24 protein-coding genes are annotated in these 25,112 nt (G+C 62.1%); 14 read left to right on the top strand and 10 right to left on the bottom strand.

What is annotated here, in order from left to right:
• Nucleotides 1-14: 14 nt before the first annotated feature.
• The 3 genes from M2A_RS09580 to M2A_RS09570 are packed head-to-tail and all read right to left on the bottom strand — an operon-like array spanning nucleotide 15 to nucleotide 3,057.
• Nucleotides 15-1,295 carry an HlyC/CorC family transporter gene (locus tag M2A_RS09580; RefSeq protein WP_156101722.1) on the bottom strand — a complete coding sequence of 427 codons (1,281 nt, stop codon included), beginning with the start codon at nucleotides 1,293-1,295 and terminating at the stop codon, nucleotides 15-17.
• Nucleotides 1,295-2,428, bottom strand: coding sequence for a 3-dehydroquinate synthase (gene aroB / locus M2A_RS09575; protein ID WP_045446619.1), 1,134 nt, complete (start codon nucleotides 2,426-2,428; stop codon nucleotides 1,295-1,297). The genes M2A_RS09580 and aroB overlap by 1 nt, the downstream gene beginning before the upstream one ends.
• Nucleotides 2,425-3,057 carry a shikimate kinase gene (locus tag M2A_RS09570; protein ID WP_081875540.1) on the bottom strand — a complete coding sequence of 211 codons (633 nt, stop codon included), beginning with the start codon at nucleotides 3,055-3,057 and terminating at the stop codon, nucleotides 2,425-2,427. Before M2A_RS09570 ends, aroB begins: the two co-directional genes overlap by 4 nt.
• Before the next feature lie 418 nt (nucleotides 3,058-3,475).
• Between M2A_RS09570 and M2A_RS18000 the strand changes: the two genes are divergently transcribed.
• From M2A_RS18000 to M2A_RS09560, 3 genes are read left to right on the top strand one after another with little or no spacing between them, the layout of a single operon-like run.
• Complete coding sequence (locus M2A_RS18000) at nucleotides 3,476-3,619, top strand: hypothetical protein (RefSeq protein WP_156101721.1); 144 nt, start codon at nucleotides 3,476-3,478, stop codon at nucleotides 3,617-3,619.
• The gene (locus tag M2A_RS09565) at nucleotides 3,600-5,510 is read left to right on the top strand and encodes a hypothetical protein (protein ID WP_045446412.1); all 1,911 of its coding nucleotides are present in this window, start codon (nucleotides 3,600-3,602) and stop codon (nucleotides 5,508-5,510) included. Before M2A_RS18000 ends, M2A_RS09565 begins: the two co-directional genes overlap by 20 nt.
• Nucleotides 5,511-5,556: 46 nt before the next feature.
• The gene (locus M2A_RS09560) at nucleotides 5,557-6,507 is read left to right on the top strand and encodes a site-specific tyrosine recombinase XerD (RefSeq protein WP_439645669.1); all 951 of its coding nucleotides are present in this window, start codon (nucleotides 5,557-5,559) and stop codon (nucleotides 6,505-6,507) included.
• Between the two features lie 21 nt (nucleotides 6,508-6,528).
• On the opposite strand, the gene M2A_RS09555 is transcribed toward M2A_RS09560, so the two are convergent.
• Together M2A_RS09555 and M2A_RS09550 are read right to left on the bottom strand one after the other, a co-directional pair.
• Nucleotides 6,529-7,512 carry a sigma-70 family RNA polymerase sigma factor gene (locus M2A_RS09555; protein WP_045446407.1) on the bottom strand — a complete coding sequence of 328 codons (984 nt, stop codon included), beginning with the start codon at nucleotides 7,510-7,512 and terminating at the stop codon, nucleotides 6,529-6,531.
• 4 nt (nucleotides 7,513-7,516) lie between these two features.
• Nucleotides 7,517-7,945: a DUF4345 family protein gene (locus M2A_RS09550; protein WP_052379368.1), complete on the bottom strand. Its 429-nt coding sequence runs from the start codon at nucleotides 7,943-7,945 to the stop codon at nucleotides 7,517-7,519.
• A gap of 251 nt (nucleotides 7,946-8,196) precedes the next feature.
• Here M2A_RS09550 and M2A_RS09545 point away from each other — a divergent pair, with 251 nt between their 5' ends.
• On the top strand, nucleotides 8,197-9,156 hold the full coding sequence (locus M2A_RS09545; protein WP_045446405.1) for an acetyl-CoA carboxylase carboxyltransferase subunit alpha: 960 nt from the start codon (nucleotides 8,197-8,199) through the stop codon (nucleotides 9,154-9,156).
• A gap of 24 nt (nucleotides 9,157-9,180) precedes the next feature.
• Here M2A_RS09545 and M2A_RS09540 read toward each other — a convergent pair whose 3' ends face one another.
• From M2A_RS09540 to M2A_RS09530, 3 genes are read right to left on the bottom strand one after another with little or no spacing between them, the layout of a single operon-like run.
• Complete coding sequence (locus tag M2A_RS09540) at nucleotides 9,181-10,968, bottom strand: SLC13 family permease (protein ID WP_045446403.1); 1,788 nt, start codon at nucleotides 10,966-10,968, stop codon at nucleotides 9,181-9,183.
• Nucleotides 10,969-10,980: 12 nt separating this feature from the next.
• Complete coding sequence (locus M2A_RS09535) at nucleotides 10,981-12,174, bottom strand: epoxide hydrolase family protein (protein ID WP_045446401.1); 1,194 nt, start codon at nucleotides 12,172-12,174, stop codon at nucleotides 10,981-10,983.
• A gap of 59 nt (nucleotides 12,175-12,233) precedes the next feature.
• Nucleotides 12,234-13,418, bottom strand: a complete 1,185-nt coding sequence (locus M2A_RS09530; RefSeq protein ID WP_045446399.1) for an epoxide hydrolase family protein — start codon at nucleotides 13,416-13,418, stop codon at nucleotides 12,234-12,236.
• Between the two features lie 192 nt (nucleotides 13,419-13,610).
• Here M2A_RS09530 and M2A_RS09525 point away from each other — a divergent pair, with 192 nt between their 5' ends.
• Together M2A_RS09525 and M2A_RS09520 are read left to right on the top strand one after the other, a co-directional pair.
• Complete coding sequence (locus M2A_RS09525; RefSeq protein ID WP_045446396.1) at nucleotides 13,611-14,966, top strand: spinster family MFS transporter; 1,356 nt, start codon at nucleotides 13,611-13,613, stop codon at nucleotides 14,964-14,966.
• Complete coding sequence (locus M2A_RS09520) at nucleotides 14,963-15,616, top strand: glutathione S-transferase family protein (protein ID WP_045446393.1); 654 nt, start codon at nucleotides 14,963-14,965, stop codon at nucleotides 15,614-15,616. The genes M2A_RS09525 and M2A_RS09520 overlap by 4 nt, the downstream gene beginning before the upstream one ends.
• Nucleotides 15,617-15,627: 11 nt before the next feature.
• Here the strand turns inward: M2A_RS09520 and secA are convergent, their stop codons facing one another.
• Nucleotides 15,628-18,348, bottom strand: a complete 2,721-nt coding sequence (gene secA / locus M2A_RS09515) for a preprotein translocase subunit SecA (RefSeq protein WP_045446390.1) — start codon at nucleotides 18,346-18,348, stop codon at nucleotides 15,628-15,630.
• Between the two features lie 269 nt (nucleotides 18,349-18,617).
• On the opposite strand from secA, the gene M2A_RS09510 reads away from it, so the two are divergent.
• The 4 genes from M2A_RS09510 (at nucleotide 18,618) to M2A_RS09495 (ending at nucleotide 21,650) form a co-directional block, all read left to right on the top strand.
• Nucleotides 18,618-19,493 (top strand): peptidylprolyl isomerase, encoded by an 876-nt coding sequence (locus M2A_RS09510; protein WP_081875537.1) that lies wholly within the window; start codon nucleotides 18,618-18,620, stop codon nucleotides 19,491-19,493.
• Between the two features lie 290 nt (nucleotides 19,494-19,783).
• Entirely contained in the window at nucleotides 19,784-21,001 is a 1,218-nt protein-coding gene (gene argJ / locus M2A_RS09505; RefSeq protein WP_045446612.1) for a bifunctional glutamate N-acetyltransferase/amino-acid acetyltransferase ArgJ, read from the top strand.
• 14 nt (nucleotides 21,002-21,015) lie between these two features.
• Nucleotides 21,016-21,423: an 8-oxo-dGTP diphosphatase MutT gene (mutT, locus tag M2A_RS09500; RefSeq protein WP_045446383.1), complete on the top strand. Its 408-nt coding sequence runs from the start codon at nucleotides 21,016-21,018 to the stop codon at nucleotides 21,421-21,423.
• On the top strand, nucleotides 21,423-21,650 hold the full coding sequence (locus M2A_RS09495; protein ID WP_045446380.1) for a Flp family type IVb pilin: 228 nt from the start codon (nucleotides 21,423-21,425) through the stop codon (nucleotides 21,648-21,650). Before mutT ends, M2A_RS09495 begins: the two co-directional genes overlap by 1 nt.
• A gap of 7 nt (nucleotides 21,651-21,657) precedes the next feature.
• On the opposite strand, the gene M2A_RS09490 is transcribed toward M2A_RS09495, so the two are convergent.
• Nucleotides 21,658-22,584 carry a methyltransferase domain-containing protein gene (locus tag M2A_RS09490; RefSeq protein ID WP_045446377.1) on the bottom strand — a complete coding sequence of 309 codons (927 nt, stop codon included), beginning with the start codon at nucleotides 22,582-22,584 and terminating at the stop codon, nucleotides 21,658-21,660.
• Between the two features lie 116 nt (nucleotides 22,585-22,700).
• Between M2A_RS09490 and M2A_RS09485 the strand changes: the two genes are divergently transcribed.
• The 4 genes from M2A_RS09485 to M2A_RS09470 are packed head-to-tail and all read left to right on the top strand — an operon-like array spanning nucleotide 22,701 to nucleotide 25,100.
• Nucleotides 22,701-23,483: a ComF family protein gene (locus M2A_RS09485; protein WP_081875534.1), complete on the top strand. Its 783-nt coding sequence runs from the start codon at nucleotides 22,701-22,703 to the stop codon at nucleotides 23,481-23,483.
• 35 nt (nucleotides 23,484-23,518) lie between these two features.
• The gene (gene grxC / locus M2A_RS09480) at nucleotides 23,519-23,776 is read left to right on the top strand and encodes a glutaredoxin 3 (RefSeq protein ID WP_156101720.1); all 258 of its coding nucleotides are present in this window, start codon (nucleotides 23,519-23,521) and stop codon (nucleotides 23,774-23,776) included.
• A gap of 23 nt (nucleotides 23,777-23,799) precedes the next feature.
• Nucleotides 23,800-24,657 (top strand): carbon-nitrogen hydrolase family protein, encoded by an 858-nt coding sequence (locus M2A_RS09475; protein ID WP_045446608.1) that lies wholly within the window; start codon nucleotides 23,800-23,802, stop codon nucleotides 24,655-24,657.
• Between the two features lie 2 nt (nucleotides 24,658-24,659).
• Entirely contained in the window at nucleotides 24,660-25,100 is a 441-nt protein-coding gene (locus M2A_RS09470; protein ID WP_045446372.1) for a DUF1178 family protein, read from the top strand.
• Nucleotides 25,101-25,112: the final 12 nt, after the last annotated feature.

Raw genomic sequence — 25,112 nt, 5'->3', positions numbered from 1 at the left:
CTCTGCCCGCTTTTTTAAGAATCGGACGGCGGCAGCGGCGTGATGCGCAGGGCCGTTACCTGGTTGCGCTGGCGGCGCACGATCTCGAAGCGGAAGCCGTGAAAAGAAAAGATCTGCCCGACCTCAGGGATCGTCTGGGCTTCATGGATGACAAGCCCGGCAATGGTGGTTGCCTCGTCATCGGGCAATGACCAGTCCATGGCTCGGTTGAGATCGCGCAGCGTCACCGAGCCGTTGACCACCACGGTGCCATCGGGCTTCGGGCGGATGTCGAGCCGGTCGACATCGTGCTCGTCGGAAATTTCCCCGACGATCTCTTCCAGAATGTCTTCCAGCGTCACGAGGCCCATCAGCGCGCCATATTCATCGACGACGAGGGCGAAGTGGTTCTTGCGGCGCAGAAAGGCATTGAGCTGCGCCTGCACGCTTGTCGTGTCCGGCACGAACCAGGGCTCGCTTGCAAGCTGGGTGACGGAGATTTGCGAAACATCGCCGCGCGCATGGGCAAGCGCGCGGGCAAGGTCCTTGGCGTGAATGACGCCGATAATGTTTTCCGGCTCGTCCTGCCAGAGCGGCACGCGCGTATGGGGGCTTGCCAGGACTTCCGCGACGATTTCCTCAACCGGCAGATTGGCGTCGATCATGACGATGTTCTTCCGGTGCACCATGATTTCGCCGACTTCAAGATCGGCGAGGTCCAGAATGCCGCCCAGCATGTCCCGGTCGCGCTTGACCACCGCCCCTTCGCGGTGGTGCAGGTCGATTGCGCCGCGCAGCTCGTCATGGGCGGAGAGCACATGCATCGTGTCGTCCGTGTTGATGTTGAAGAGCGACAGCGTGCGGCGGACGATGAATTGCACGCCTCTTGTGATGGGCGCGAAGACCAGCACCACCCAGCGCAGCACGGGTGCAACGGTGAGCGCCATGCGGTCGGCATTGGTGATGGCATAGGTCTTGGGCAGCACCTCGGAGAAAATGACGATGAGGGCCGTCATGATCAGCGTCGCATAGACGACGCCCGCCTCACCGAACACCGTCAGCAGCACGGTCGTGGCAAGCGCCGAGGCCAGAATGTTGACGAGATTGTTGCCGAGCAGAATGGCGCCGATCAACCGTTCAGGATCGCCGATCAGCCGGTTGACGAGTTTGGCGCGCTTGTCGCCTTCTTCGGCCATGCGGTGGATGCGCGCGCGCGAGGCGGCGGTCAGCGCGGTTTCGGAGCCGGAAAAGAACCCCGAAAGGCCGAGCAGGACGAAGACGACGAGGACGGTCCAGAAGAGCCCGAGATATTCCATCAGGCGGCCTCCCGCTCGCTCAAGAAGCGCTGCAGATCGCCGGTGTCGATATCGCGGGTGATGAAGCTCTTGCCGATGCCGCGGGCCAGAATGAAGGTAAGCTTGCCGTCCACGACTTTTTTGTCCTGCGCCATGAGGCCGACCAGCGCTTCGGCGCCGGGCAGAGTGCCGGGAATGTCGCCAAGCGCAGTGGGCAGGCCCGCCCGTTTCAGATGGGCTTTGACGCGGCCTGCGTCCTGGCCCGGGCAAAGCCCCAGCATGGCGGAAAATTCGAACGCCATAACCATGCCGATGGCAACGGCCTCGCCGTGTACGAGACGGCGCGCATCGTAAGAGGTTGCCGCTTCGAGCGCATGGCCGAATGTGTGACCGAGATTGAGCAGGGCGCGCACGCCGCCCTCGCGCTCATCCTCGGCGACGACGGCAGCTTTCGCCTGGCAGCTTTTGACGATGGCATGGGTGCGGGCGGCTGCGTCGCCTTGTTTTATGGCGTCCAGATTGGCCTCCAGCCAATCGAAGAAATCCCGGTCGTTGATCAGCCCGTATTTGACGACTTCGGCATAGCCGGCCAGAAACTCCCGCTCGCTCAAGGTGGCGAGTGCGCCGGTATCGGCAAGCACCAGGCGGGGCTGATGGAAGGCTCCGATCAGGTTCTTGCCATGGGGCGTGTTGATGCCGGTCTTGCCGCCGACGGAACTGTCGACTTGGGAGAGAAGCGTCGTCGGGATCTGCACGAAATCGGTACCCCGGCGCAGGACCGAGGCGGCAAAACCCGTCAGGTCGCCGATAACGCCGCCGCCAAGGGCAATCACCATGTCCGAGCGCTCGATGCCTTGTTCCAGAAGAAAGGCGGTAACGCGCTCCAGTTCGGCAAAGCATTTCGTCTGCTCGCCCGGTTTCAGCGCCAGATGCGCATGGCGGATGCCGGCGGCATCGAGGCTTTGCGTGAGGGCGGGCAGGTGGAGGCCGGCCACGGTTTCATCGGTAATGATGGCGGTGCGCGGGCGGCGCAGGACAGGTTCCAGATAGTCTGCGGCGCGGGCGATCAGGCCGGGGCCGACAAAAATGTCATAAGCCCGCTCGCCCAGCGCCACGTTTACTTTTTCAGGGGCCGCGGATTGACCCTTGCTCATTGGTTTTGTCCTTCGAAATAATCTTTCAAGGCGTGCAAGATCGCCTCGACGACGGCGTCATGGCTGCTTTCACCGCTTTCCACGCGGATGTCAGCCTGCGCATATATGGGGTAGCGCGTATCCATCAAGTCTTTCATGACTTGAACAGGGTCTTTCTTGCGCAATAAGGGACGCCCGCCCCGCCGGGAGACCCGCTCCACCAGAATATCAAGATCGGCATGCAGCCAGATGGAAATGCCCTTGGCCGCAACATTCTCCCGCGTGCCTTCATCCATGAAGGCGCCGCCTCCCGTTGCCAGCACGTAAGGCCCTTCATCGAGCAGACGGGCAATGACGCGCCGCTCGCCCTCGCGGAAATATTGTTCGCCGTGATTTTCGAAGATTTCGCTGACACTTTCTCCCGCCGCTTCCTCGATCGCGGCATCGGCGTCGACGAAGGAAAGGCCAAGCCGGTGGGCGAGCCGTTTGCCGACGGTGGTTTTGCCGGCGCCCATAAGGCCGACCAGCACCAGGGAGCGTGCGCCGATTTTTTCGCGTAGCGCGCCATGGGCTTCCTCGGGCAAGGCGGTGCTTGCCTCACCCGTGCCGGGTTTTGGGACCGGTTTTGCCGATTTGCCGCTGCGCGTCATCTTGCTCTTTTTCCTGCTCGTCGGTTCGAACGCCGCTTGCGGCCCGGCGCCAAAGGGTGGCTCCGCAAGTTGAATTCCGCTTTACCCCTGCCTATCCTCGCCTTCCATCACATCCGGCATCACATCTGGCAGGATGCGGTAAAGCCGGATAGAACGGTGAAGACCGCGATATCCTGCATCCAGGGGCATCCTACAAGATTGGCTCGGAGGGTCTAGCTGGGCGGGACCCGTCAAGGGGCTGCAGGGCCGTGTTTTAACAAGGACTTATGCCTTAATCGGCCAGGTTTGCCCAGTATGGATAAAACGAGAGGCTGCCAAAATTTCGCCTCAGCCTGCGGGCAAGCTGCGCGGAATGTGCCGTTTGAGCCATGAGGCCGGTTGTGGCCGGGCGGGCGGCATCAAGTCAAAGGGGATAAGAATGGCGGGCGTTGTGCGCATGTTGGTTGTCGTGGCCGTTTTGGCCGGTGCCGTTTTTGCAGGTCTGATCTTTCTTGCGCAGTCCGATCCGCCGCAGGTGCAGCCCGTTCAGAAAGTCATGGAAAATGACGCGTTCCCCAAATAAAGCCGCCCGGCGATCCGCCCGGCTGGCGGTTTCCCTTTATGTCCTTGCAGCGCTGACTGTCATTGCGCTGCCGCGCTCGTTCGCCCAGGAGGCGCCGGAAAGCCCGCAGCCGGACCGCCAGGTGCCGCGCGGACCGGTGCAGCTTGTCCCGCAAAATCTGCCGGACCTTCCCGAAGGCGAACACACGCTGCCTGAAGAAGCGCCGGGCGGTGCGGGGCCTTTGCTGCTTTATCCGGGCGGCCAGGCACCGCAAGCGCCGGACCTGCCGCCGCGCCAGATTTCCCCCCGCCCCGGTGCGCTGGAGGCGGGCATCGAGGTGGGTGTGCTTGGCGATGTGGGTGAGGCGAGCATCGGGCTTTTGACGGAGGATCAAGGCGGGCTCGGCGCGCGCATGTGGCAGGGCACGAACCGGCGCGATGCCGAGCGCCTGTTGCCCGAGCTTTCTGCGCCGCTCTTTCAGCCCTCGCTGCATGATTTGCAGTACCGGCTTTTGCTGTCGAGCGCCGCGCCCCCTTCGGGCGCAACGGCGGGCCAGTCCATCCTTTATTTGCGTCTCGAGCGGCTGATGGCGGCCGGTGAAAGCGAGGCGGTGCGCCGGCTCTTTGCCGGGCGTGAGCGGGTCAAGATGGATGCGGGCTCGGCGAAGCTGCGCGCCGAAGCCTTTCTTGCCGCCGGTGATGTGAAAGAAGCCTGCCGCTCGCTCGACCTTCTTCCGGTGGGCAGCGACCCGCTGGGCGATCCGCTTGCCGCTTTCAGCTTAAAACTGACGGCGCTTTGCCAGGCGGAGGCCGGTGAGACGGTGGCCGCCAATCTGACCGCCGACCTTGCCCGCGAGCAGGGTATGGAAGACGCGCTTTTCTATTCGCTTCTCGCGCAAAAGACGGACGGCCTGAAACTCGATGCCCCGGCGCCGGGCCGGCTCGGTCCGCTTCGTTATGCGCTTTATCTTGCCGCGGGCCGGGCGCTGCCTGCCGATGCCGTCTCCCTTGCCGAGCCTTCCCTGCTCGCAGACATGATGCGCCGGGAAGGTCTCGATATGGGCCTGCGCATTCAGGCAGGCGAGAAAGCCGTCGCCGCTTATCTTGCCGCCCCGCATGAGCTTGCCGCGCTTTATGCCGGCGCAACGCTTCCTAAAAAGACGGATGAGGCCTGGCAGGCCCGCGCCGCGCTTTACAAGACCCTGTCGGATGAAAACGTGCCGGGCGATAAGGCGGTGCTTGTCAGCGGCGGGCTTGCGGCGGCGGAAACTTCCGAAGATTTCCGGATGCTTGCCCGCGTGCTCGGTCCCATCATCGCCTCCATTCCCCCGCGCGGGGGCGATCCGGTGCTGGGCGGGCATTTCGTGCGCGCGCTTATCGTCAATGAAGAGCGGGTGCGCGCCTCCATGTGGCTTGCAGCGCTCAGCGAGGCAGGCCACCGCACGCCGCAGCTCGATGAGCTGAAAGGCATGGTGCGGCTTTTGACCGGCAAGCGCGGGGTGGAGCCCGATCTTGCGGCGGCAAGCGCCGAGCTCAAACTGCGTATCGGCGAAGGCGGGCGCGTGCGGGCGGTGGCGGCGCGCGAGGCGCTGCTTCTCGATGCGCTCGGCTATCAGCTCAGCCCCGATCTTTGGACGGCGCTGCTCGATAGCGGCGAGCTGCCGGACGGGCTGATGCCCGGCCCGCAGCTGCTGCGCGCCCTGGATGAGGCAAGCACTGCCGGTCGGCGCGGGGAGACGGTGCTCCTCACTCTGGCGCTGCCGGGCAAGACCGGCATTGACGATCTTCACCCGCAGGCGCTTGCCAATATGGTGTCGGCGCTGCTGAAAGTCGGGCTGCGCGAGGAGGCTTTCCGCCTGGCGCTCGATGCGCTGCTGGCGGCAAGCGAGGCGGGGCGCGTGCCGCCTGCCTAAAGGGAAAAATCGGATGGGGCGGCAAAAAGCATCGGAGGGAAAAACCATCGGCGGGGCGGATGCCCGTCTCGTCGAGATGTTTTTCGAGATGATGCAGGCCGAGCGCGGCGCCTCGAAAAACACCATTGATGCTTATTTCCGGGACTTGCGGGATTACACCGCCTTTTTGCGTACCCGCCAGCGCTCGCTTGAAACTGCCGCCGCCGCCGATATCCGCAAATATCTCGGCCTGATCGCCAGCGAGGGGCTGGCGGAAACGACAGCGGCGCGGCGGCTTTCCTCGCTTCGCCAGCTTCATCAGTTTCTCTTTGCCGAAGGGCTGCGCCCCGATGATCCGAGCGCGGCGATCGAAGGGCCGAAACGCCCGCGCAGCTTGCCGCGCACGTTAAGCGTGGAAGAAGTGGACCGGCTTTTGGAAGCGGCCCGGCTCTGCGCGGGCAGAAGCGCAAGCGGCGCGGCGGAGGCGGAGCTGCGCCTTGCCTATAAGAATGCGCGCACGGTCTGTCTGCTCGAGCTTCTTTATGCAACGGGCCTGCGCGTCAGCGAGCTTGTGAGCCTTCCCTTGCGGGCGGTGACGGGAGAGGCGCGGCTGATCCTCGTTAAAGGCAAGGGCAATAAAGAGCGCACCGTGCCGCTGACCGAGGCGGCGCGCGATGCGGTTTATCTTTATTTGCCGCTGCGGGCGGAGAAAGCGGGTGAGGGCAACCCCTGGCTCTTTCCCTCGCGCGGCAAGGAACCGCATTTAACCCGGCACCGCTTTGCGCAAATCCTGAAAGACGTGGCCCGCGAGGCGGGCATCGATGCGCGCCAGGTTTCCCCGCATGTGCTGCGCCATGCATTTGCCAGCCACTTGCTGGCGAACGGCGCGGATCTGCGTTCCTTGCAGAAATTGCTCGGCCATGCGGATATTTCCACGACGCAGATTTATACCCATGTGCTTGAAGAGCGCTTGCGCACGCTGGTGGAAACCCATCACCCGCTTGCCAAGCGTTTCTGAAGGGCGTTTTCGCAGGATGTTCTAAGAGGTGCCGCCGGGGATGGTTCCCGCGCGCAAGTCGAAGCTGAGCGTGGGCGGGCCGGGTGGGCGGTGCACATGTTTCAGCTTGTCGGGATTGCGCATCATATAGACATGGGAGATGCGGCCTTCATCATCCGTATCGAGGGCAACGCTCATATAGATTTCTTCGCCGGTAAAAGTGACGAAACCGGGCAGGCCGTTGATCCGGGCGCTGTAAAATTCCAGCGTCTGGCCGGGCAGCCGGCCGCTTTCCACCCAGCGCACCCATTTGCGCGCGAGACCGAGGATGAAGCGGGTCACCCGGTCGCGCCCGTATAGCGGGTTGAGCGCGGCCTGCACCTTGCCCCCGCCATCCGAAAGCAGCACCGCATCTTGTGCGCAGAGCCTGCCGAAGGCTTCCACATCGCCCGATTGCAGAGCTTGCAGGAAGGCCGTGTGCAGGGAGCTGTGCTGGTCTTTCGTTTGCTCGAAACGCGGTTTGCCGGCGCGGATATGTTTATGGGCGCGGCTGACGATCTGGCGGCAGGCGGCCTCCGACTTGCCGAGGATGCGGGCGATCTCGCCATACTCCGTGTCGAAAGCCTCGCGCAGGATGAAGGCGGCGCGCTCTTCCGGCCCGAGCTGTTCCAGCACCATCATGAGTGCCAGGGAGACATCATCGGCAAGGGCGATCCTGTCTTCAGGCGAAGGCGTCTTTTCGTCCGGCAGATGGTCGAGGTCGAATTCGATGAGCGGGGCGGGCAGCCAGGGGCCGGGATAGGTTTCCCGGCGGGCCTTTTGCGCGCGCAATTGGTCGATGGCAAGGCGCGTGACCGTGGTGGTGAGCCAGGCTTTGGGCGAGCGGATTTCGCTTGCCTGCACGCGCGACCAGCGCAGCCAGGCCTCCTGCACCACGTCTTCAGCTTCCGCCAGCGTGCCGAGCAGGCGGTAGGCGACGCGCATGGCGTGGGGGCGCAGGTTTTCGAATGTTTCCTCCGGGCTCATTTCCTTAGCTTACTCCCGCGCGCTCGCCTCTGCACCAATAGGCAAGGCCGAGGGCGATAAAGACCGGCAGGAAGACGCCGGGCAGGTCGATGATCAGATGATCCATCGGCAGGCGCTCTGCTGCCACATCCCAAAGATGCAGGAGGGCATGAAGGCCGAGGAAGATGGCAACGGCGATGAGAAAAGGCGTTGCAAGCGCAAGACGGCGCGCCGCCCAGAAGAGCAGCAGGCCCTGAGTGAGATAGGCAACGCCGATATCGCGCACAAAATGAGGGTTGAAGGGGCCGGTATTCGGCACCCCGGCAATATCGCCGTACCAGGCAAGCGGGGCGGCGAGCATGTAAATCCCGTTTGCGGCGGCGGCGAGTGCGAAAAGCGCGATCAGCCCCCGTTTCATGAGCGTGCTGCGCTCTCCTGTTGCGGCCTCTTGCATTCCTCATCTCCCCAGATCGGTCATGGCCAGCGCCAGCCGCCGGCACTCCTGTTGACGGGGCGTCTGCCAGGTTTGTGACGCCCTTCCCTAACGTCTTCTATTCGCTCGGCTTTTGGCAGGGCCAATCCGGCAACGGGCAGGGGCAGGGCGGCGCGTCAACGCAGTTGACAAGGGGGGGAAGCCGGGCCAGTGTGCCGCAAATTTGTGGCTCTCTTGTCACAGTTGGAACGGGATGGCGCGAGCGGGGAGCGATGCTGAGTTATCTTGAGTTTGAAAAGCCGATTGCTGAACTGGAAGGCAAGGTTCAAGAGCTGAAAACCCTGGCTCAGGAGGACCCGTCGGTCAGCATTTCCGATGAAGTGGCCAAGCTCGAAACCAAAGCGGCGCAGCTGCTGAAAGACACTTATAGCCGTCTCGACCCCTGGCAGAAGACCCAGGTCGCCCGCCATCCGAACCGCCCGCATTTCGTCGATTACGTCAAAAACCTCATCCAGGACTTTACCCCGCTTGCCGGCGACCGCCTGTTTGCGGAGGACGCGGCGATCATCGGCGGGCTTGGCCGGTTCCGCGGCCGCTCCGTGGTTGTCATGGGCCATGAAAAAGGCTCGGATATGGAAACGCGCATGCGCCACAATTTCGGCATGGCGCGCCCGGAAGGCTACCGCAAGGGCATCCGCCTCCTGGATATGGCCGAGCGTTTCGACATGCCGGTGATCACGCTGGTGGATACGGCGGGTGCCTATCCCGGCATCGGCTCGGAGGAGCGCGGCGTGGCCGAAGCCATTGCCCGCTCCATGGACCGCTGCCTCGGCCTTTCCGTGCCCCTGATCTCGGTGGTGATCGGCGAGGGCATGTCGGGCGGCGCCATTGCGATCGCCGCGGGCAACCGGGTGCTGATGCTCGAACATTCCATTTATGCGGTGATCTCGCCGGAAGGATGCAGCTCCATCCTGTGGCGCTCTTCCGACAAGACCAAGGAAGCGGCAACCGCCATGAAGGTGACGGCCCAGAGCCTTGAGGAGCTTGGTATCATCGACCGCATCTTGCCCGAGCCCGTGGGCGGGGCGCACCGGGAGCGGGCGCAAATGATCCGCGAGACGGGCGATGCCATCGAAGAAGAACTGCGCGGCCTTGACGGGCTCGATGCCGACGCGCTCCGCCGCCAGCGCCGCGAGAAGTTCATGGCCATGGGCCGGCTCGGCATTTCCTGAGTTTATGCGCGCCTTACGGGCTGCCTAAAGCGGCCAGAATACCATGAGCAGCGGCACGGCGACGGCGACGATCAGCACCTCCAGCGGCAGGCCGAGCCGCCAATAATCCCCGAAGCGATATCCCCCCGGCGCCATGACGAGCGTGTTGGACTGGTGGCCGATGGGCGTCAGGAACGCGCAGCTTGCGCCGATGGCGACGCTCATCAACAAGGGATCGGGATTGACGCCCATGCCGCCGGCAATGGCGATGGCAAGCGGGGCCATGATCAGGGCGGTGGCGGCGTTGTTCATCAAATCGGAGAGGAACATCGTCACCACCATCAAAAGTGCGATGATGCACCAGGCCGGCAGATTTCCCGTCAGCTCGAGCAGGCTGCCGGCAAGAAGCGCGGTGGTGCCCGAGGCCTCCAGCGCCGTGCCGAGCGGGATCATGCCGCCCAAAAGCACGATGACGGGCCAGTCGATGTAAGAATAAAGCTCGCGCAGATTGAGAATATCGAGCAGCAAATAGGCGACGATGGCGGTGATGAAGGCGACGGCGATGGGCAGGATGCCGAGCATGGAAAGCGCGATGCAGCCGGCGAAAATCAGCACGGCGGTCAGCGCCTTGCGCGGCTGGCCGAGGCTCAGCCCGCGTTCGGGCAGCGGCAAGAGGCCCATTTCCTGAATGAGATCGAGCTGCTGTTCGCCGCGCTGCTGCAGCAGCAATACGTCACCTGCCTGAAAGCGCACATTATGCAGGCGCCGGCGCACCGGCTCGCTTTTGCGCGCCAGCGCGATCAGCGAGAGCTGGTAACCGGAGCGCCGTTCGATGGAGGCGGCGCTGCGCCCGAGCAGCATGGAATCGGGTGAGACGATCGCCTCGCTCAGATGCAGCGCTTCGCCCCGCTCCTTTTCGCTTTGGATGGCGCTTTTCGAGCGGTCGGTGATGAGCTCGAGGCCCAGCTCGTCGATCCAGGGTTCCAGATCCTTCGGGTCGGCGCGCAGGATGAGAATGTCGTTGTGATTGATGGTGCGCCAGGGATCTGGCGTTTCGATCTGCCCGTCCGGGCCCACCTTGCCGGTGGCGGAAATTTCCTCGCCCGTCATGCTTTCCAGATGCACCATGCGTTTGCCGATGAGCTTGCTTTTTTCGCGCACGCGCGCTTCAACGACATAATCGTCGATATGAAACAGCGCATCGCCGAAGACGCCGCCTTTGCGCTCCTTCGGAATAAGCCGCCAGCCGATCAGCGTGATGAAGAAAAGGCCGACCAATGCGACGGGAGCGCCTACGTAAGAAAAATCGAACATGGTGTATGGCGCGCCCATTGCCTCGGCGCGGAAGGAGGAGATGATGATATTGGGCGGCGTGCCGATCAGCGTCATCATGCCGCCTAAGATCGAGCCGAAGGCGAGCGGCATCAGCAGCAGGGCAGGCGGGCGGCCGCGTTCCTCGGCGCTGGCAAGGGCGACGGGCAAGAGGACGGCGAGCGCGCCGACATTGTTCATGAAGGCCGAGGCCAGCGCGCAAACCCCTGTCAGCACCGCCATTTGGCTGAACGAGGTTTTCGTGAAAGGGCCGATATAGCGGGCGATGATGTCGACCGTGCCTGCGTTCTTGAGGGCCCGGCTGACGACAAGCACGGCGGCGACGGTGATCACGGCGGGATGGCCGAAGCCTTCCACCAGCGCATCGGGCGGCACAAGGCCGCTCAAGCCCGTGCCGATCATGACGATCAGCGCCACGATATCATGGCGCAGCTTGCCCCAAATGAAGAGGGTCAGCGCCAGAATGAGCAGCCCCAGCGCGATCATCTGCTCGATTGTCATGTGTGCCCCGATCTACCCGAGTAATTCTTTGAAGGCAGCGCGCACGTCGTCTGCAAAAAGTTCCGGTTCTTCCATCGCGGCAAAGTGGCCGCCGCGCTCCATGATTTTAAAGCGCTTCAGATTATAGCCGCGCTCGGCCCAGCTTTGCGGGGTAAGGGGGAGCGTGTCCATCGGATATTCGCTATAGGCGGTGGGCACGGTGACCTTTTCACCCCGCTTCAAGCGGTTGGAATTTTCCGCCGGTCCCGCCTTATAAAGCGTGTTGGCGGAATTGATGGTGCCGGTGAACCAGTAGATGGAAAACTGGGTCAGGATCGTGTCCATGGGAAAGCGTGCTTCCATACCCTCCCAAGGGTGGGATTTGTCGATATCGCCGAGGCGGTAATATTTATCCGCGAGCCAGCCGGCAAGACCGGCGGGCGAATCGTGGAGGCCGAAAGCAAGCGCCATGGGTTTGGTGGATTGGATGGAACGGTAACCTTCCTCCTGGCGCCACCAGGCCTGCATTTCCTTGATCCAGGCCGCTTCTTCTTCCGTCACGGGTTTGTCTTTCACATCCGGGCGCAGCGGCAACATGGTCAGGTGAATGGCGAGCAGGCTTTCGGCATGTTGCAGGGCAAGGCGCGAGGTGACGAAGCTGCCCCAGTCACCGGCCTGGGCGGCATATTTGTCATAACCCAGCACGTCGGTCATGAGCTTGTGCCAAAGCTCGGCAATGGCGGCGGGGCCGATGGGCTGCGCCGGCTTTGAGGAAAAGCCGTAGCCGATGAGCGAGGGCACGATCACGTCGAAGGCGGGACCCTCCGCACCGTAGGTTTGCGGATGGGCAAGCCGGTCCACGACATCCAGAAATTCGCGGAAGGTGGAGGGCCAGCCATGGGTCATGATCAGCGGAATGGCGCCCGGCTGCGAGGAACGCTCATAGATGAAATGGATTTCATGATCGGCCCCGTCCTCATCCGTGATCGTCGCGCGGTACTGCTTGAAGGTATTGAGCCAGGCTTCCTGTTTGCGCCAATCGAAGTCATCGCGCCAATAGGTCAGCAGCCGCTCCATGTAGCTAAGATTGGTGCCGTAGTCCCAATTCTCGTTCCCATCCGGCTCGTTCGGCAAGCGGGTCTGGGCGAGCCGCGCTTTCAGGTCCGCGATTTCCCCGTCCGAGACGTGAATGGTGAAGGGGTCGGCGGGAATGACGGGATGGGTCATGACGCTCTTCCTTTGGCGGTCCAGCTGTTTCCATATCAGATAGGCGCAGGCTCGGCGGCTCAGTCTGCGAGCTTGGCGATGAATGCCTGCAAGTCCTGGGTGAAGGTTTTGCCTTCCTCCAGTGCCGCGAAGTGGCCGCCTTTTTCGAACTCGGACCAGTGAACGACATTATATCCCTTCTCCACCATCGAACGGGGCGGGAAGGTGAAAAGTTCCTTCGGGTAATTGGCAATGCCGGTGGGCACGGCCACAGAGGTGCCCGGCGCCATGTTCGTGCCGCCTTCCTCGAACATGCCGCGGTAATACCAGGTTGCCGTGTTGAAGGTGCGGGTGACGAGATAGATCATGATGTTGGTGAGGAGCGTGTCTTTTGAAAAAGCATGCTCGATATGGACTGTGCCGTCCGGTCCGCGCGTGTCGCCCCAGGTCGCGAATTTTTCCACGATCCAGGCGGCCGCCCCGACGGGGCTGTCCATCATCGCGTAAGAAAGCGATTGGGGTTTGGTCATTTGCAAACGCAAATAGGCCCCTTCCATTTCGAACATGAAGGCCGCCCCTTCGGCCCATTTCTTTTCTTCGTCCGTTTCGGGCAAGGCGGGCGCGCGCACGCCGTACATGTTGAGGTGAATGGCCTTGCAGCCGCCGCCTTTGTTCACCCCGTGCTCATAGCCCAGCCAGCCGGTGACGACAGAGCCCCAGTCGCCGCCCTGGGCGATATAAGTGTCATAGCCCAAGACATCGCGCATGAGCTTATCCCAGAGCGCGGCGGTGAATTTCGGCCCGACGGGTTTTTTCGGTTTGCCGGAAAAGCCGTAGCCGGGAAGGGACGGCACGATCAGCGTGAGCCCTTCTTCGGCCTTGCCGCCGAATTTTTCCGGATGCGCCAAAGGTTCGATCACATCGTAAAATTCCAGCACCGAGCCCGGCCAGCCATGGGTGAGAAGAACGGGCTGCGGATTGGCGCCCGAGCCTTTGACATGCAGGAAGTGAATTTCCTGGCCGTCGATTTCGGTTTTGAACTGGGGAAAGGCATTGAGCTTCGTTTCGAAGGCGCGCCAGTCATAGCGGTGCGTCCAGTACTCGCACAGCTCTTTCATATAGGCCATGTCCGTGCCATAGGCCCAGCGGTCGCCGCCATCTTCGATAATTGGCATTTCATGCCACTCATATTGGCGGACCTTGGCCAGGATGCCGTCAATGACGTTTTGCGGAATATCGACCTTGAAGGGAACGGGGGATGTCATGAGCGCTCTCCTGCTGACCTTATTGTTTGTTGGCGCGCATTATGACAGCCGTGCCGCGCGGTGCAAACAAAGCCAGAGAGCGGTTTTCCGCATCGTCCGGCCCGGCAAAAGGCGAATGGCCGATTGTCGCCGCGGCAACAAGCAGATAGATTGCCCGCAACAAGAATTTGAAAAATCGAGGCGGGGTAGGAGATGGCTCAAGAAACGGCGCCGGTGTCACCGGCCGACAAGATTACGCCGGGATACCGGTCTTATGCGCTCGGCATTCTGGTGCTCGGCTACACATCGAGCCATGTGGACCGCAATATTGTCGGCATCCTGGTCGAGCCGCTGAAAGCGGACCTCCTGCTCTCCGATACGCAAATCGGGTTTTTGAGCGGCATCGCCTTTGCGCTTTTCTACGCCACGCTCGGTATTCCCATCGCCATCTGGGCGGACCGCAGCAACAGGCGCAACATTATTTCCGGGGCCATTGCCATCTGGTCTGTGATGACGGCGCTGTGCGGCCTGGCCAATAATTTTTGGACGCTCGCTCTTGCCCGTATCGGGGTTGGGATCGGCGAGGCAGGCTCGAGCCCGCCTTCCCATTCCATGATTGCCGATCTTTACGGACCTACCGAACGGGCGGGGGCCATGGCGATCTATTCGCTCGGGGTTTATCTCGGCGTGATGATCGGGCTTTTCGTCGGCGGCTGGGTGACGGAGCTTTACGGCTGGCGCATGGCGTTCTTCGTGGTCGGCCTGCCCGGCGTTCTTATCGCGCTGCTCGTGCGCTACACGCTGGTCGAGCCGCCGCGCGGCCATTCGGAAGGGGCGGGCGAGCAGGAAGCCCATCCGCCGATGACGCTCACTCTTTTCACCGGCATGATCAAGGCGGGCTTTCATCATCTTTGGAGCAAGATTGCCGCGCGCCATGTGGTGATCGGGGTCACGCTCACCTCGTTCGTCGGCTATGGCGGCATTGCCTGGGGGCCGGCCTTCCTGATCCGCACGCACGGCATGTCACCGGCGGAAGTGGGCACCTGGCTTGCCCCGCTTGTCGGCGTTGTGGGCGGGCTCGGCGCGCTGATCGGCGGCAAGCTGACCGACCATCTTGCCAAGAAGGATGTGCGCTGGAACACCTGGGTCGTGGCCATTGCCAAGCTTGCTGCCGTGCCTTTCATCGCGGTTTTCTATCTCATCGACAATTTCGCCGCTTTCAGCATCGGCGGGATCGATGTTTCCATTCTTTGGGTGCTCTATGTGCCGATCGCGCTGCTCGGCGCCTTCTATCTCGGCCCATCCTTCGCGATGATCCAAACGCTGACACCGCTGCGCCAGCGCGCGCTCGCCTCCGCCGTGATGCTCTTTATCCTCAATCTGATCGGCCTCGGCCTTGGGCCGCAGGTTGTGGGCATTATTTCCGATGTGTTGCGCGCCGATTACGGCCTTGGCGTGGACTCGTTGCGCTGGGCGCTTTTCGGCACGGCGATGCTCAACATCTGGGCGGCCTATCATTATTGGGCGGCGGGCCAGCGGCTGAAATTCGAGCAGCAGGCAGGCGCATGAGCCTGACGCTGCACGGCGCCGCCTATAGCGCCTATACGCGGATCGTGCGGCTGGTGCTGGAGGAAAAGGCGCTCGCCTATGAGTTCGAGGAGATCGACTTTATCTCAGAGGGGATGGGCCAAAGCGCCCATCCTTTCGCCAAGGTGCCGGTGCTTGCCCATAACGGCCAGCGGTTTTTCGAGACCGGGCCCATCTGCCTTTATCTTGAAGAGGCGGCGGGCGGGCCGGCGCTTCTGCCGGACGATGCGGCGGGCCGCGCCCAGGTGCGCGCTGCCATCGCCATGCTCGATCATTACATCTGGCCCGATATCCGTGAGCTTGTGACGCAGCAGGTCTTCGCGCCGCTTGCGGGCGGCTGGCCGGACGACATGCTGAGCGAGCGCATGGAAGCGCGGCTTGCCAAATCGCTCAGCGCTTTTGCCGGCCATTATGGGGGCGGTGATTGGCTTGTGGGGGATCGTTTCAGCCTCGCCGATTGCCACTTCGCGCCGATGATGGATTATCTGATGCAGACCCGCCAAGGCCTTGCCTTGATGGAAGAGCGGCGCGCGCTTGCCGCCTGGTGGGCGCGCATGAAAAAACGCGATAGCCTTGCGGCCACCGCGTTTTCTCTTGAAGCCTATCCTTTTGCCGCCAAGTCCGGCGCGTGAGGTCTGTGCCGTTAGGCAACGGCCCCGTGGCAATGCTTGTATTTCTTGCCCGAGCCGCAGGGGCAGGGCGCGTTGCGGGAAATCTTGCCCCAGGTCGAGGGATCGTCCGGGTTCATGGGAACGTCGGCGCGGGGGCGTGTCAAAGTTGCGGTATCGCCCGCCTCTTCCATTTCATCGCGCCCGGTGAGCGGGTCCACATGGTGGGCATGCATTTCCGGCAGAGGCTGTTCTTCCAGCTTCGGCGCATCGGCTTCGGAAACGAATTGCACATTCATCAGCTGCTCGGTCACGTCCCGGCGCAGCCGGATGAGAAGGGCTTCGAATAGTTCGAAGGCTTCGGTCTTGTATTCGTTCAAAGGATCGCGCTGGGCATAGCCGCGCAGGCCCACAGCCTGGCGCAGATGGTCGAGCATTTGTAAATGCTCGCGCCAGCGCGTGTCGATGAGCTGCAGGAGAACGGCTTTTTCCACCTGGCGGATGATTTCCGGGCCGACTTGCGCCACTTTCTGGGCCATATGAGAATCGGCGGCGCGGGTGATGCGCTCGCGGATTTCCTCATCCGCAATGCCTTCTTCGCCCGCCCAATCCTTGATCGGCAGATCGAGGCTGAGGACCTTCTTCGTTTCTTCCAGAAGCCCGTCCACGTCCCACTGCTCGGCATAGGCCTTCTCGGGGATATGCGTCTTCACCATGTCTTCGATCACTTCATGGCGCATATCGGCAATGGTCTCGGAAACGTCGTCCATGCGCATGAGTTCGATGCGCTGCTCGAAGATCACCTTGCGCTGATCGTTCATGACGTTGTCGAACTTCAAGAGATTCTTACGGATATCGAAGTTGCGCGCCTCGACCTTGGCCTGGGCTTTTTCCAGCGCCTTGTTGATCCAGGGATGGACGATCGCCTCGCCTTCCTGAAGGCCGAGCTTCTGCAGCATGCCGTCCATGCGGTCGGTGCCGAAGATGCGCATCAGATCGTCTTCGAGGGAGAGATAGAATTTCGAGCGGCCGGGATCGCCCTGACGGCCCGAGCGCCCGCGCAGCTGATTGTCGATGCGCCGGCTCTCATGGCGCTCCGTGCCGATGACGTAAAGCCCGCCCGCTTCGAGGGCGATCTGCTTTTTTGCCTCGATGTCTTTGATGAGTTCGGCTTTTTTCTTCTCCAGCGCCTCGCCTTCAAGGCCTGCCGCTTCTTCTTCAAGGCGCATGTCGATATTGCCGCCGAGCTGAATGTCGGTACCGCGGCCGGCCATGTTGGTTGCGATGGTGACGCCGCCGGGCACGCCTGCCTGGGCGATGATATGGGCTTCCTGTTCGTGGTAGCGGGCATTGAGCACATTGTGCTTGATGCGCTTTTTCTTCAGAAACTCGGACAGAAGCTCGGATTTCTCGATCGAGGTGGTGCCGACGAGAACGGGCTGGCCCCGCTCCATGCAATCTGCGATCTCTTCCACGATGGCTTCGTATTTCTCGCGCGCGGTACGGTAGACCTCGTCATCCTCGTCCTTGCGGGAGATGGGCAAGTTGGTGGGAATCTCCACCACTTCGAGCCCGTAAATATCCATGAATTCTTCGGCCTCGGTGAGCGCTGTGCCGGTCATGCCGGCAAGCTTTTCATAGAGGCGGAAATAATTCTGGAAGGTGACGGAGGCAAGCGTCTGGTTTTCCGGCTGGATCTGCACTTCTTCCTTGGCCTCGAGCGCCTGGTGCAGCCCGTCCGAATAACGCCGTCCTTCCATCATGCGGCCGGTAAACTCGTCGATGATGACGACCTTGCCGCCCTTGACGATGTAGTCTTTGTCCTTCTGGAAGAGCTTGTGCGCTTTCAGCGCATTGTTGACGTGATGAACGAGAGAGATGTTCTCCACATCGTAAAGCCCGCCTTCGTTCAAAAGCTCGCGCTCGGCCAGCATTGTCTCGACGATCTCGTTGCCTTCTTCGGTCAGGCTGACGGTGCGGGCCTTTTCATCGAGCTCGAAGGCTTCTTCCGGCAGATCGGGAATGAGCTTGTCGACACTGGTATAAAGCTCGGACTTGTCTTCCACGGGGCCGGAGATGATAAGCGGCGTGCGCGCTTCATCGACCAGGATGGAGTCCACTTCGTCGACCACGGCGAAATGGTGCCCGCGCTGCACCATGGCGCTCAGCTGGTATTTCATGTTGTCGCGCAGATAATCGAAGCCGAGCTCGTTATTCGTGCCGTAGGTGATATCGGCGGCATAGGCGGCGCGCCGTTCTTCATCGCTCATCCCGTGCAGGATGACGCCGACATCCATGCCCAGGAACCGGTAAATCTCGCCCATCCAGGCGGCATCGCGCTTGGCCAGATAATCGTTCACCGTAACGATGTGGACGCCTTTGCCGGGCAGAGCGTTGAGATAGGCAGCAAGGGTGGAGACAAGGGTCTTGCCTTCACCCGTCTTCATTTCGGCGATTTTGCCTTCATGGAGCACCATCCCGCCGATCAGCTGCACATCGTAATGGCGCTGGCCGAGGGTGCGCCGGGCGGCCTCGCGCACCACGGCAAAAGCTTCCGGCAGCAGGGAATCGAGACTTTCCCCGCCGGCCAGGCGGTCGCGGAATTCGTTGGTTTTTTCCTGCAAGGCAAAATCGGACAGCGCCTCGGCGGCGGGCTCCAAGGCGTTAATCGCCTCTACGTTGCGTGTGTAAGCCTTCAATTTGCGGTCATTCGACGTGCCGAAAAACCGCCGAGCCAGGGCGCCCAAGCTTGCCATTGGGTATTAACCTCATTCTCTCGGGGGCGGGCGCCCCCTGATGCCGGAGCGCCTGTTTCTAAAGGCGCTTTACGGCAGAATTACGTAGGCAAGCATGTAAGGGCTGGGGGCTTAACCTGTCAATGTCACCGCCTGCCGCAGAGGTGCGCTTTCGGGCTCTAAATCTCTAAAATTACGGCAGATTCATTTCTCAGCGGCCCGAAAGGCTGGTAACAGGGTGTATCAAACAGTTTATCGGCTTTGGCGGTTTTCCGCCGGGAAGGATCGGCATGCGGCTCTTACTAGCATCGGCACTGGCAGCGGGGATCACGGCGGGCATGGTTCACGCCCCTCTCATCGCGCCGGCACTGGCTCAGGAGCCCGCCCCAGCCGGGGAAAGCGCCGATCAGGCGGTTGCCAAGGTTAACGGCGAGGCGATCATGTTCTCCGATCTGGCCCTTGCCGAAGAGGAACTGGGCGGGGTGCTCGACCAGCTGCCGCAGAATGTGCGCTTTCAATATCTTCTGAGCATGCTGATCGACCGGAAAATCCTCTCCCAACAGGCCGAGGAAAAAGGCCTGGAGGACGATCCCTCGGTGCAGCGCCGCGTGGACTATTACAAGGAAAAGGCCCTGCGGGACGTTTACTGGACGCAGCTGATTTCCGGCAAGGCGACGGACGCGGCGCTGAAAGAGTATTACCAGCAGGAGATCGCGGCCCGGGAACCTGAAGACGAAGTGCGCGCCCGGCACATTCTCGTGGCAAGCGAGGGGCAAGCGCGCGAGGTGATCGCCGAGATTGAAGGCGGCAAAGCCTTCGAAGAGGTGGCGGCGGAAAAATCCACCGGGCCAAGCGGCGAGAATGGCGGCGATCTCGGCTATTTCGTCAAGGCCGACATGGTCGAGCCTTTTGCCGAGGCAGCCTTCAAGCTGAAGCCGGGCGAGATTTCCGAGCCGGTGGAAACGCAGTTCGGCTGGCATGTCATCAAGCTGGAAGACCGCCGTCCGCAGCCCAAGCCCACCTTTGAAGAGGTGAAGGACGAGCTGACGGCGCAGTTCCTTCAGGAAGAGGGGAAAGCCCTCATAGAAAAGTTGCGCAACGATGCGACAATCGAGATTGTCGGTGCGGATGGCGGTTCCTCGCGCCCGGCGATCGCGCCGCAATAAGCACGGCGCATGAGAGGCAGATAGCGGCAAAGACGGGACGAGCGATGACGAAAACGGGCGGTAAGAAAAGAAAACCGGCAAACGTGCGCGCCAAGAGCAAAGCGGCGAAGCCGAAGAAGAAACGGCAGCTCATCGCCAAGAAGAAAACGGCCGTCAAACCGAAACGCGCCGCGCGCAAGAAAGTTGCCGCCAAGAAACCGGTCGCCAAAGCCGCCAGCCGCACGAAAGTGGCCGGCAAGCGCAAGACCGCCGCGAAAATTTCCCCGCTCGCGCCGAAGAGCTATCCCAGAATGCCCGAAGTGGCCGGGGTGGAATTTGCCGCCGTGCAGGCCGGTATCAAGTATAAGAACCGCGACGACATGCTGGTTGCGGTTTTCCCGGAAGGCACGAGCGTTGCCGGGGTCTTCACCAATTCCAAGATGCCGGGCGCGCCGGTTGACTGGTGCCGCGCCAATATCGAAAACGGCGTGGCCCGCGCGCTCGTCGTCAATGCGGGCAATTCCAACGTCTTTACCGGCAAGGCCGGGATGGCGACTGTGCGCGCGACGGCTGCAAAGGCAGCGCAGGAAATCGGCTGCCGCCAGAAAGATGTCTTCATTGCCTCGACGGGGGTGATCGGCCAGTTCCTGCCGCCCGAGCCGATCGAAAACGGCATCGGCAAGGCGATGAAAGTGCTGCGCCGGGACAATTGGGAAGCAGCGGCCGGGGCCATCATGACCACGGATACCTTTCCCAAGTACACGACGCGCCAGGTGATGATCGGCGGCGTGCCGGTGCGCATCAACGGCATCGCCAAAGGTTCGGGCATGATAGCGCCGGATCTGGCAACCATGCTGGTTTTCATTTTCACCGATGCCGCGATCCCCGCGCCCATCCTGCAGACCTTGCTGATGCTGGGAACGCGCGACAGTTTCAACGCCATTACCGTGGACAGCGATACCTCGACCTCCGACAGCGTGCTGCTTTTCGCGACGGGCGAGGCGATGCGCGAGGCGGAAAGGGAGACGGGCCAGGATTGGCCGCCCATTACGCGGGCGGGCGATCCGCGCCTGCGCGAATTCCGCGCCGCCTTGCACGATCTCATGCAGGAGCTTGCCCATCAGGTGGTGCGCGACGGGGAAGGGGCGACGAAGTTCATCTCCGTCACGGTCAATGGCGCTGCCAGCCATCAGGCGGCGCGGCGCATTGCCCTTTCCATCGCCAATTCTCCGCTTGTCAAAACCGCGATCGCGGGCGAGGACGCGAATTGGGGCCGTGTCGTCATGGCCGTCGGCAAGGCGGGCGAGGCAGCGGATAGGGACAAGCTTGCCGTGCGCATGGGCGGTATCGACATTGCCAAGAACGGCGTTGCCGTACCGGGCTATGACGAAGCGCCGGTCGCCAAGCATATGAAGGGGCACGAGATCGACATCGAGGTGGATGTCGGTGTCGGCACCGCTTCTGCGACGGTGTGGACCTGCGATCTCACCCATGAATATATCGCCATCAATGCCGATTACCGCAGCTAGGCGTGAGGCGGGCAATGAGTGACAAGCCGATCATACTCGTGGCTGCCTGCGCGCTTGCCGATGGGGACGGGCGTGTCCTTTTGGCACAGCGCCCGGAAGGCAAATCCATGGCCGGGCTTTGGGAGTTTCCCGGCGGCAAGGTGGAAAGCGGCGAAACGCCTGAGGTTTCGCTCATCCGCGAGCTGAAGGAAGAGCTGGGGATCGATGCCAGCGCCTCCTGCCTCGCGCCGCTGACCTTTGCCAGTCACTCTTATGAAAAATTTCACCTTCTGATGCCACTTTACATCTGCCGGAAGTGGGAGGGGATTGCCCAGCCTCTGGAAGGGCAGACCTTGAAATGGGTCGCGCCGAACCGGATGGAGAGCTATCCGATGCCGCCCGCCGACGAGCCGCTCGTGGCAACGTTGAGGGATTTGTTGTGATGATCGACCGGGCAGTATGTGTGAGCGGTGACATCCACCAAATTTTGGATGGCCAGTCCTTTACCCGCCGTTTTTTCTGCGATGAAAGCGGGGCGACGGCGCTGGAATATTCCCTGATCGTTGCCGGTATCGGCCTTGCCATGTTCGGCGCCACCTCGCTTGTGGGCGATGCGGTGGTCCAGATCTTCCAGGACATTGCCGCCAAGCTCGGCTCTTTCGAGTTCTAATTCTTTCTCATTCTTCGCTGGGCCCCGATTTTTCGCCGGCAGGCTTTTCGCTGACGCCGAGCGCGTCGGCGAGGCGCGTTTTCGCGCTGCCGGGGCGCAGCGGCTTTTGCTGGCTTTCATGGGGCGCCCAGCCCGTGACGTAATGAATGTCGAACGTGGCGCGAATGCGCCCGTCCGGGTCCGAAAACTTTTCCCGGTAAATTTCCATCATGCGCATCAGCGTGGCGCGGCGCAGCGGCGTCTTGCGCCGCTCGCTCAGCATGTTCGTTTCGCCCATGCCGCGCAGTTCGTTCAAAAGATGCATCGGCGTCGCATAGCGCACGGTGAGCTTGTCCGCATCCGTGACGGGAAGTGCAAAGCCCGCGCGCTGCATGAGGCCCCCGAGATCGCGGATTTCCGTGAAAGGGGCGATGCGCGGGGAAAGCCCGCCTTCGCATTCGATTTCGGCAAGGCTCATCGCCTCGCGCAGTTCGGACAAAGTTTCCCCGCCGAAAAGCGCGCCGATGAAGAGCCCGTCCGGTTTCAGGATGCGGCGGATTTGAATGAGCGCACCCGGCAGATCGTTGACGAGGTGCAGCGAGAGAAGCGAGGTGACGAGATCGGCGCTTTCCTCGGCGAAGGGCAAGGCCTCTTCATCCGCGGCCAGGCGCAAGGGCCGCGCCTTTTGCCGTACCTTTTGCTCAGGCCCGGAAAGCATGGCGGGGGAGAGGTCGGTTTCGACAATGGCGCCGATCTTATCCTCGGGCAGCGGCGCATAGGAAAGTGCGCCTTGATGGGCGCCGAGATCGAGTGCCAGCGGGAAGCTGCGGTTCACGGCCATGAGCCGTTCGGCGAGGTCCTCGCTGGCATGGCGGATAAGAAAATCATGCGCGCTGAAGCCCGGGGCCGCGCGGTCCCGGCGGCGGCGCAATAGCGTGCGGTCGAAAAGTTGCATGAGCCCTCATCTCGCTCGGCGCGGTAGGCGCGCACTATGACACGGGATCGTCTATTGGCAAGATGAAGGGGCGCAGGATATTTGCCGGGCGTTTCAGGTGAGCCGGGAGGGGCAAGATGCAGGCGGAGGCGGGGGAAGCGGGAAAGAGCGATGGCGCGGCCTTGCGCGCGCTCATGCGCCGGGCCGGGGATTTTCTTCTGCCGCCGCGCTGCCTTTCCTGCGGGGCGGGGCTAGACCGTCACTATGCCTTTTGCGCGCCTTGCTGGAGCGCCTTCGATTTCATCGGCGAGCCTTTTTGCCGGATCACCGGCGCGCCCTTTGCTTATGATCCGGGGGAGGGCGCGGTTTCGGCGGCAGCCCTTGCCCGGCCTCCCGCTTTCACGCGGGCGCGCGCGGCGCTGCTTTACAATGATGCCGCGGCCCGGCTCATCAGCCGGCTGAAATATGGCGATAGGCTGGAGCTTGCCCCAACCTTTGCCCGGCTGATGGCGCAGGCGGGCGCCGGGCTGCTTGCCGAGGCCGATCTGATTTGCCCGGTGCCGCTTCATGCCCGGCGGCTTTTATGGCGGCGCTTCAATCAGGCGGCCGAGCTTTCCAGAGCTCTTGCACGGCTTTCCGGCAAGCCTGCCGATCCTGAAATTCTCCTTCGCCACCGCCCGACAAAGGCGCAGGTGGGCCTCAGCGCGGGGGCACGGCGGCGCAATGTCGCCGGGGCTTTTTCGCTGAAAGCGGGCAAAGGCGCCAAGATCGCGGGCAAGCATGTGCTGCTGGTGGATGATGTGCTGACCACCGGGGCGACGGTGGAAGCCTGCACCCGGGTGCTCCTTAAGGAAGGCGCGGCAATGGTCAGCGTGCTCACGATAGCGCGAGTTGCGGGAGAGGAAGCGCCCCCTATATGATAAGCTTCACCCTTGTTGAAGAGTTGAGGATTATTTTGGCCAACGTCACCATCTACACCACCATGATGTGCCCCTATTGCTACCGGGCCAAAGCGCTGCTCGACAAGAAAGGCGTTACGTTCCGCGAAATCGATGTGGGCATGGATGCCGATGTGCGCCGCCAGATGATGCAAAAGGCGGGCGGCGCGCATACGGTGCCGCAGATTTTCGTCGGTGACACGCATGTCGGCGGCTGCGACGAGCTTTATGCGCTGGAAGCCTCCGGCAAGCTCGACCCGCTTCTCGCGGCCTGATTTCAAGAAGGAGCGGGATGGGGATGACCGCGGCGCCTTTCAAAGCGGCCTGCGTGCAATTGCGCACGGGCCGCAATGTCCAGGAGAATATAGAGGCGGCGAGCGCGCTCATCCGCGCGGCCCATGGTGCGGGCGCGCAGTTCATCGCGACGCCTGAAACCACCTCGCTTATGGAATTGAAGGCGGATGTGCTGTTCGCCACTTGCGTGGAAGAAGCCAAAGACCCCGCGCTTTTAGCTTTCCGGCAGTTGGCGGAGGAGCTTTCCGTCTGGCTGCTGGTAGGCTCGCTCGCCCTGCGTGTTGCGCCCGATAAAGTCGTCAACCGCTCGCTTCTGATCGGGCCGGACGGAAGCCTCAAAGCCCGCTATGACAAGATCCATATGTTCGATGTCGATCTGCCGGGCGGGGAGAGCTACCGGGAATCGAAGAATTACCGCGCGGGCACGGAAGCGGTGATAGCGGATCTGCCCTGGGGCCGCCTCGGGCTCAGCGTTTGCTACGATCTGCGCTTTCCTTATCTTTACCGCCAGCTTGCAAAAACCGGGGCCTCTTTCCTCACCGTGCCCTCCGCCTTTACGCAGAAGACGGGCGAGGCGCATTGGCATGTGCTTTTACGTGCCCGGGCCATCGAGACGGGCTGTTTCGTGATCGCGCCCGCGCAAGGGGGCACCCATGAAAACGGCCGCCAGACCTACGGCCACAGTCTCATCATCTCTCCTTGGGGCGAGATTCTGGCCGAAGCGGCGCAAGAGCCTACATTTATCCTGGCAGAGATCGATCCGGCCAAGGTTGCCGAGGCGCGCTCGCGCATTCCCGCGCTTGACCACGATAGGGCAGTTTTGGCACCTTCCGGCGCTTTTAAGGCTTCAGGAGAGGCATAGGCATGATCCGCTACCGGCTGATCTGCGATAAGGACCATGAATTCGACGGCTGGTTCCGCTCTTCATCTGATTTCGATGAACAGGCGGCAGCGGGCGATGTAATTTGCCCGCAATGCGCCAGCGCCAGGGTGCGCAAAGGGCTGATGGCGCCCTCCATTCCGCGCAAGGGGAACACGAAGCCCGAGGCGCCCGGCAAGACGCGCGCGGGCGCCGAGATCGCCGAGAAAGTCACGCTCATGATGAGCGAGCTGCGCCGCCATGTGGAAACGCATTACGATTATGTCGGCGACAGGTTTGCCGAAGAAGCCCGCCGCATGCATTACGAAGAAACCCCGCGCCGGGATATTTACGGCGAGACCACACTTGCCGAAGCGTGCGAGCTGATCGAGGAGGGTGTGGAAGTGGCGCCGCTGCCCGGCCTCGAAAAGCGCAAAACGAATTAGCGTTTCGCGCGC

This window comes from Tepidicaulis marinus (assembly GCF_000739695.1).
GTDB classification, from domain to species: Bacteria; Pseudomonadota; Alphaproteobacteria; order Parvibaculales; family Parvibaculaceae; genus Tepidicaulis; species Tepidicaulis marinus.
Note: the sequence above shows the minus strand (reverse complement) of the source record. Positions and strands in the feature narration are given on the sequence as shown.

Bases quoted from the DNA above. Each gene is read 5' to 3' on its own strand.
- secA (WP_045446390.1), bottom strand. From the start codon at position 18,348: ATGGCAAGCTTGGGCGCCCTGGCTCGGCGGTTTTTCGGCACGTCGAAT.
- M2A_RS09535 (WP_045446401.1), bottom strand. From the start codon at position 12,174: ATGACCCATCCCGTCATTCCCGCCGACCCCTTCACCATTCACGTCTCG.
- M2A_RS09525 (WP_045446396.1), top strand. From the start codon at position 13,611: ATGGCTCAAGAAACGGCGCCGGTGTCACCGGCCGACAAGATTACGCCG.
- M2A_RS09510 (WP_081875537.1), top strand. From the start codon at position 18,618: ATGCGGCTCTTACTAGCATCGGCACTGGCAGCGGGGATCACGGCGGGC.
- M2A_RS09520 (WP_045446393.1), top strand. From the start codon at position 14,963: ATGAGCCTGACGCTGCACGGCGCCGCCTATAGCGCCTATACGCGGATC.
- M2A_RS09530 (WP_045446399.1), bottom strand. From the start codon at position 13,418: ATGACATCCCCCGTTCCCTTCAAGGTCGATATTCCGCAAAACGTCATT.
- M2A_RS09490 (WP_045446377.1), bottom strand. From the start codon at position 22,584: ATGCAACTTTTCGACCGCACGCTATTGCGCCGCCGCCGGGACCGCGCG.
- M2A_RS09540 (WP_045446403.1), bottom strand. From the start codon at position 10,968: ATGACAATCGAGCAGATGATCGCGCTGGGGCTGCTCATTCTGGCGCTG.
- argJ (WP_045446612.1), top strand. From the start codon at position 19,784: ATGCCCGAAGTGGCCGGGGTGGAATTTGCCGCCGTGCAGGCCGGTATC.
- M2A_RS09550 (WP_052379368.1), bottom strand. From the start codon at position 7,945: ATGCAAGAGGCCGCAACAGGAGAGCGCAGCACGCTCATGAAACGGGGG.
- aroB (WP_045446619.1), bottom strand. From the start codon at position 2,428: ATGAGCAAGGGTCAATCCGCGGCCCCTGAAAAAGTAAACGTGGCGCTG.
- M2A_RS09495 (WP_045446380.1), top strand. From the start codon at position 21,423: ATGATCGACCGGGCAGTATGTGTGAGCGGTGACATCCACCAAATTTTG.
- M2A_RS09470 (WP_045446372.1), top strand. From the start codon at position 24,660: ATGATCCGCTACCGGCTGATCTGCGATAAGGACCATGAATTCGACGGC.
- M2A_RS09545 (WP_045446405.1), top strand. From the start codon at position 8,197: ATGCTGAGTTATCTTGAGTTTGAAAAGCCGATTGCTGAACTGGAAGGC.
- M2A_RS09580 (WP_156101722.1), bottom strand. From the start codon at position 1,295: ATGGAATATCTCGGGCTCTTCTGGACCGTCCTCGTCGTCTTCGTCCTG.
- M2A_RS09555 (WP_045446407.1), bottom strand. From the start codon at position 7,512: ATGAGCCCGGAGGAAACATTCGAAAACCTGCGCCCCCACGCCATGCGC.
- M2A_RS09565 (WP_045446412.1), top strand. From the start codon at position 3,600: ATGACGCGTTCCCCAAATAAAGCCGCCCGGCGATCCGCCCGGCTGGCG.
- M2A_RS18000 (WP_156101721.1), top strand. From the start codon at position 3,476: ATGGCGGGCGTTGTGCGCATGTTGGTTGTCGTGGCCGTTTTGGCCGGT.
- mutT (WP_045446383.1), top strand. From the start codon at position 21,016: ATGAGTGACAAGCCGATCATACTCGTGGCTGCCTGCGCGCTTGCCGAT.
- M2A_RS09485 (WP_081875534.1), top strand. From the start codon at position 22,701: ATGCAGGCGGAGGCGGGGGAAGCGGGAAAGAGCGATGGCGCGGCCTTG.
- M2A_RS09570 (WP_081875540.1), bottom strand. From the start codon at position 3,057: ATGACGCGCAGCGGCAAATCGGCAAAACCGGTCCCAAAACCCGGCACG.
- M2A_RS09475 (WP_045446608.1), top strand. From the start codon at position 23,800: ATGACCGCGGCGCCTTTCAAAGCGGCCTGCGTGCAATTGCGCACGGGC.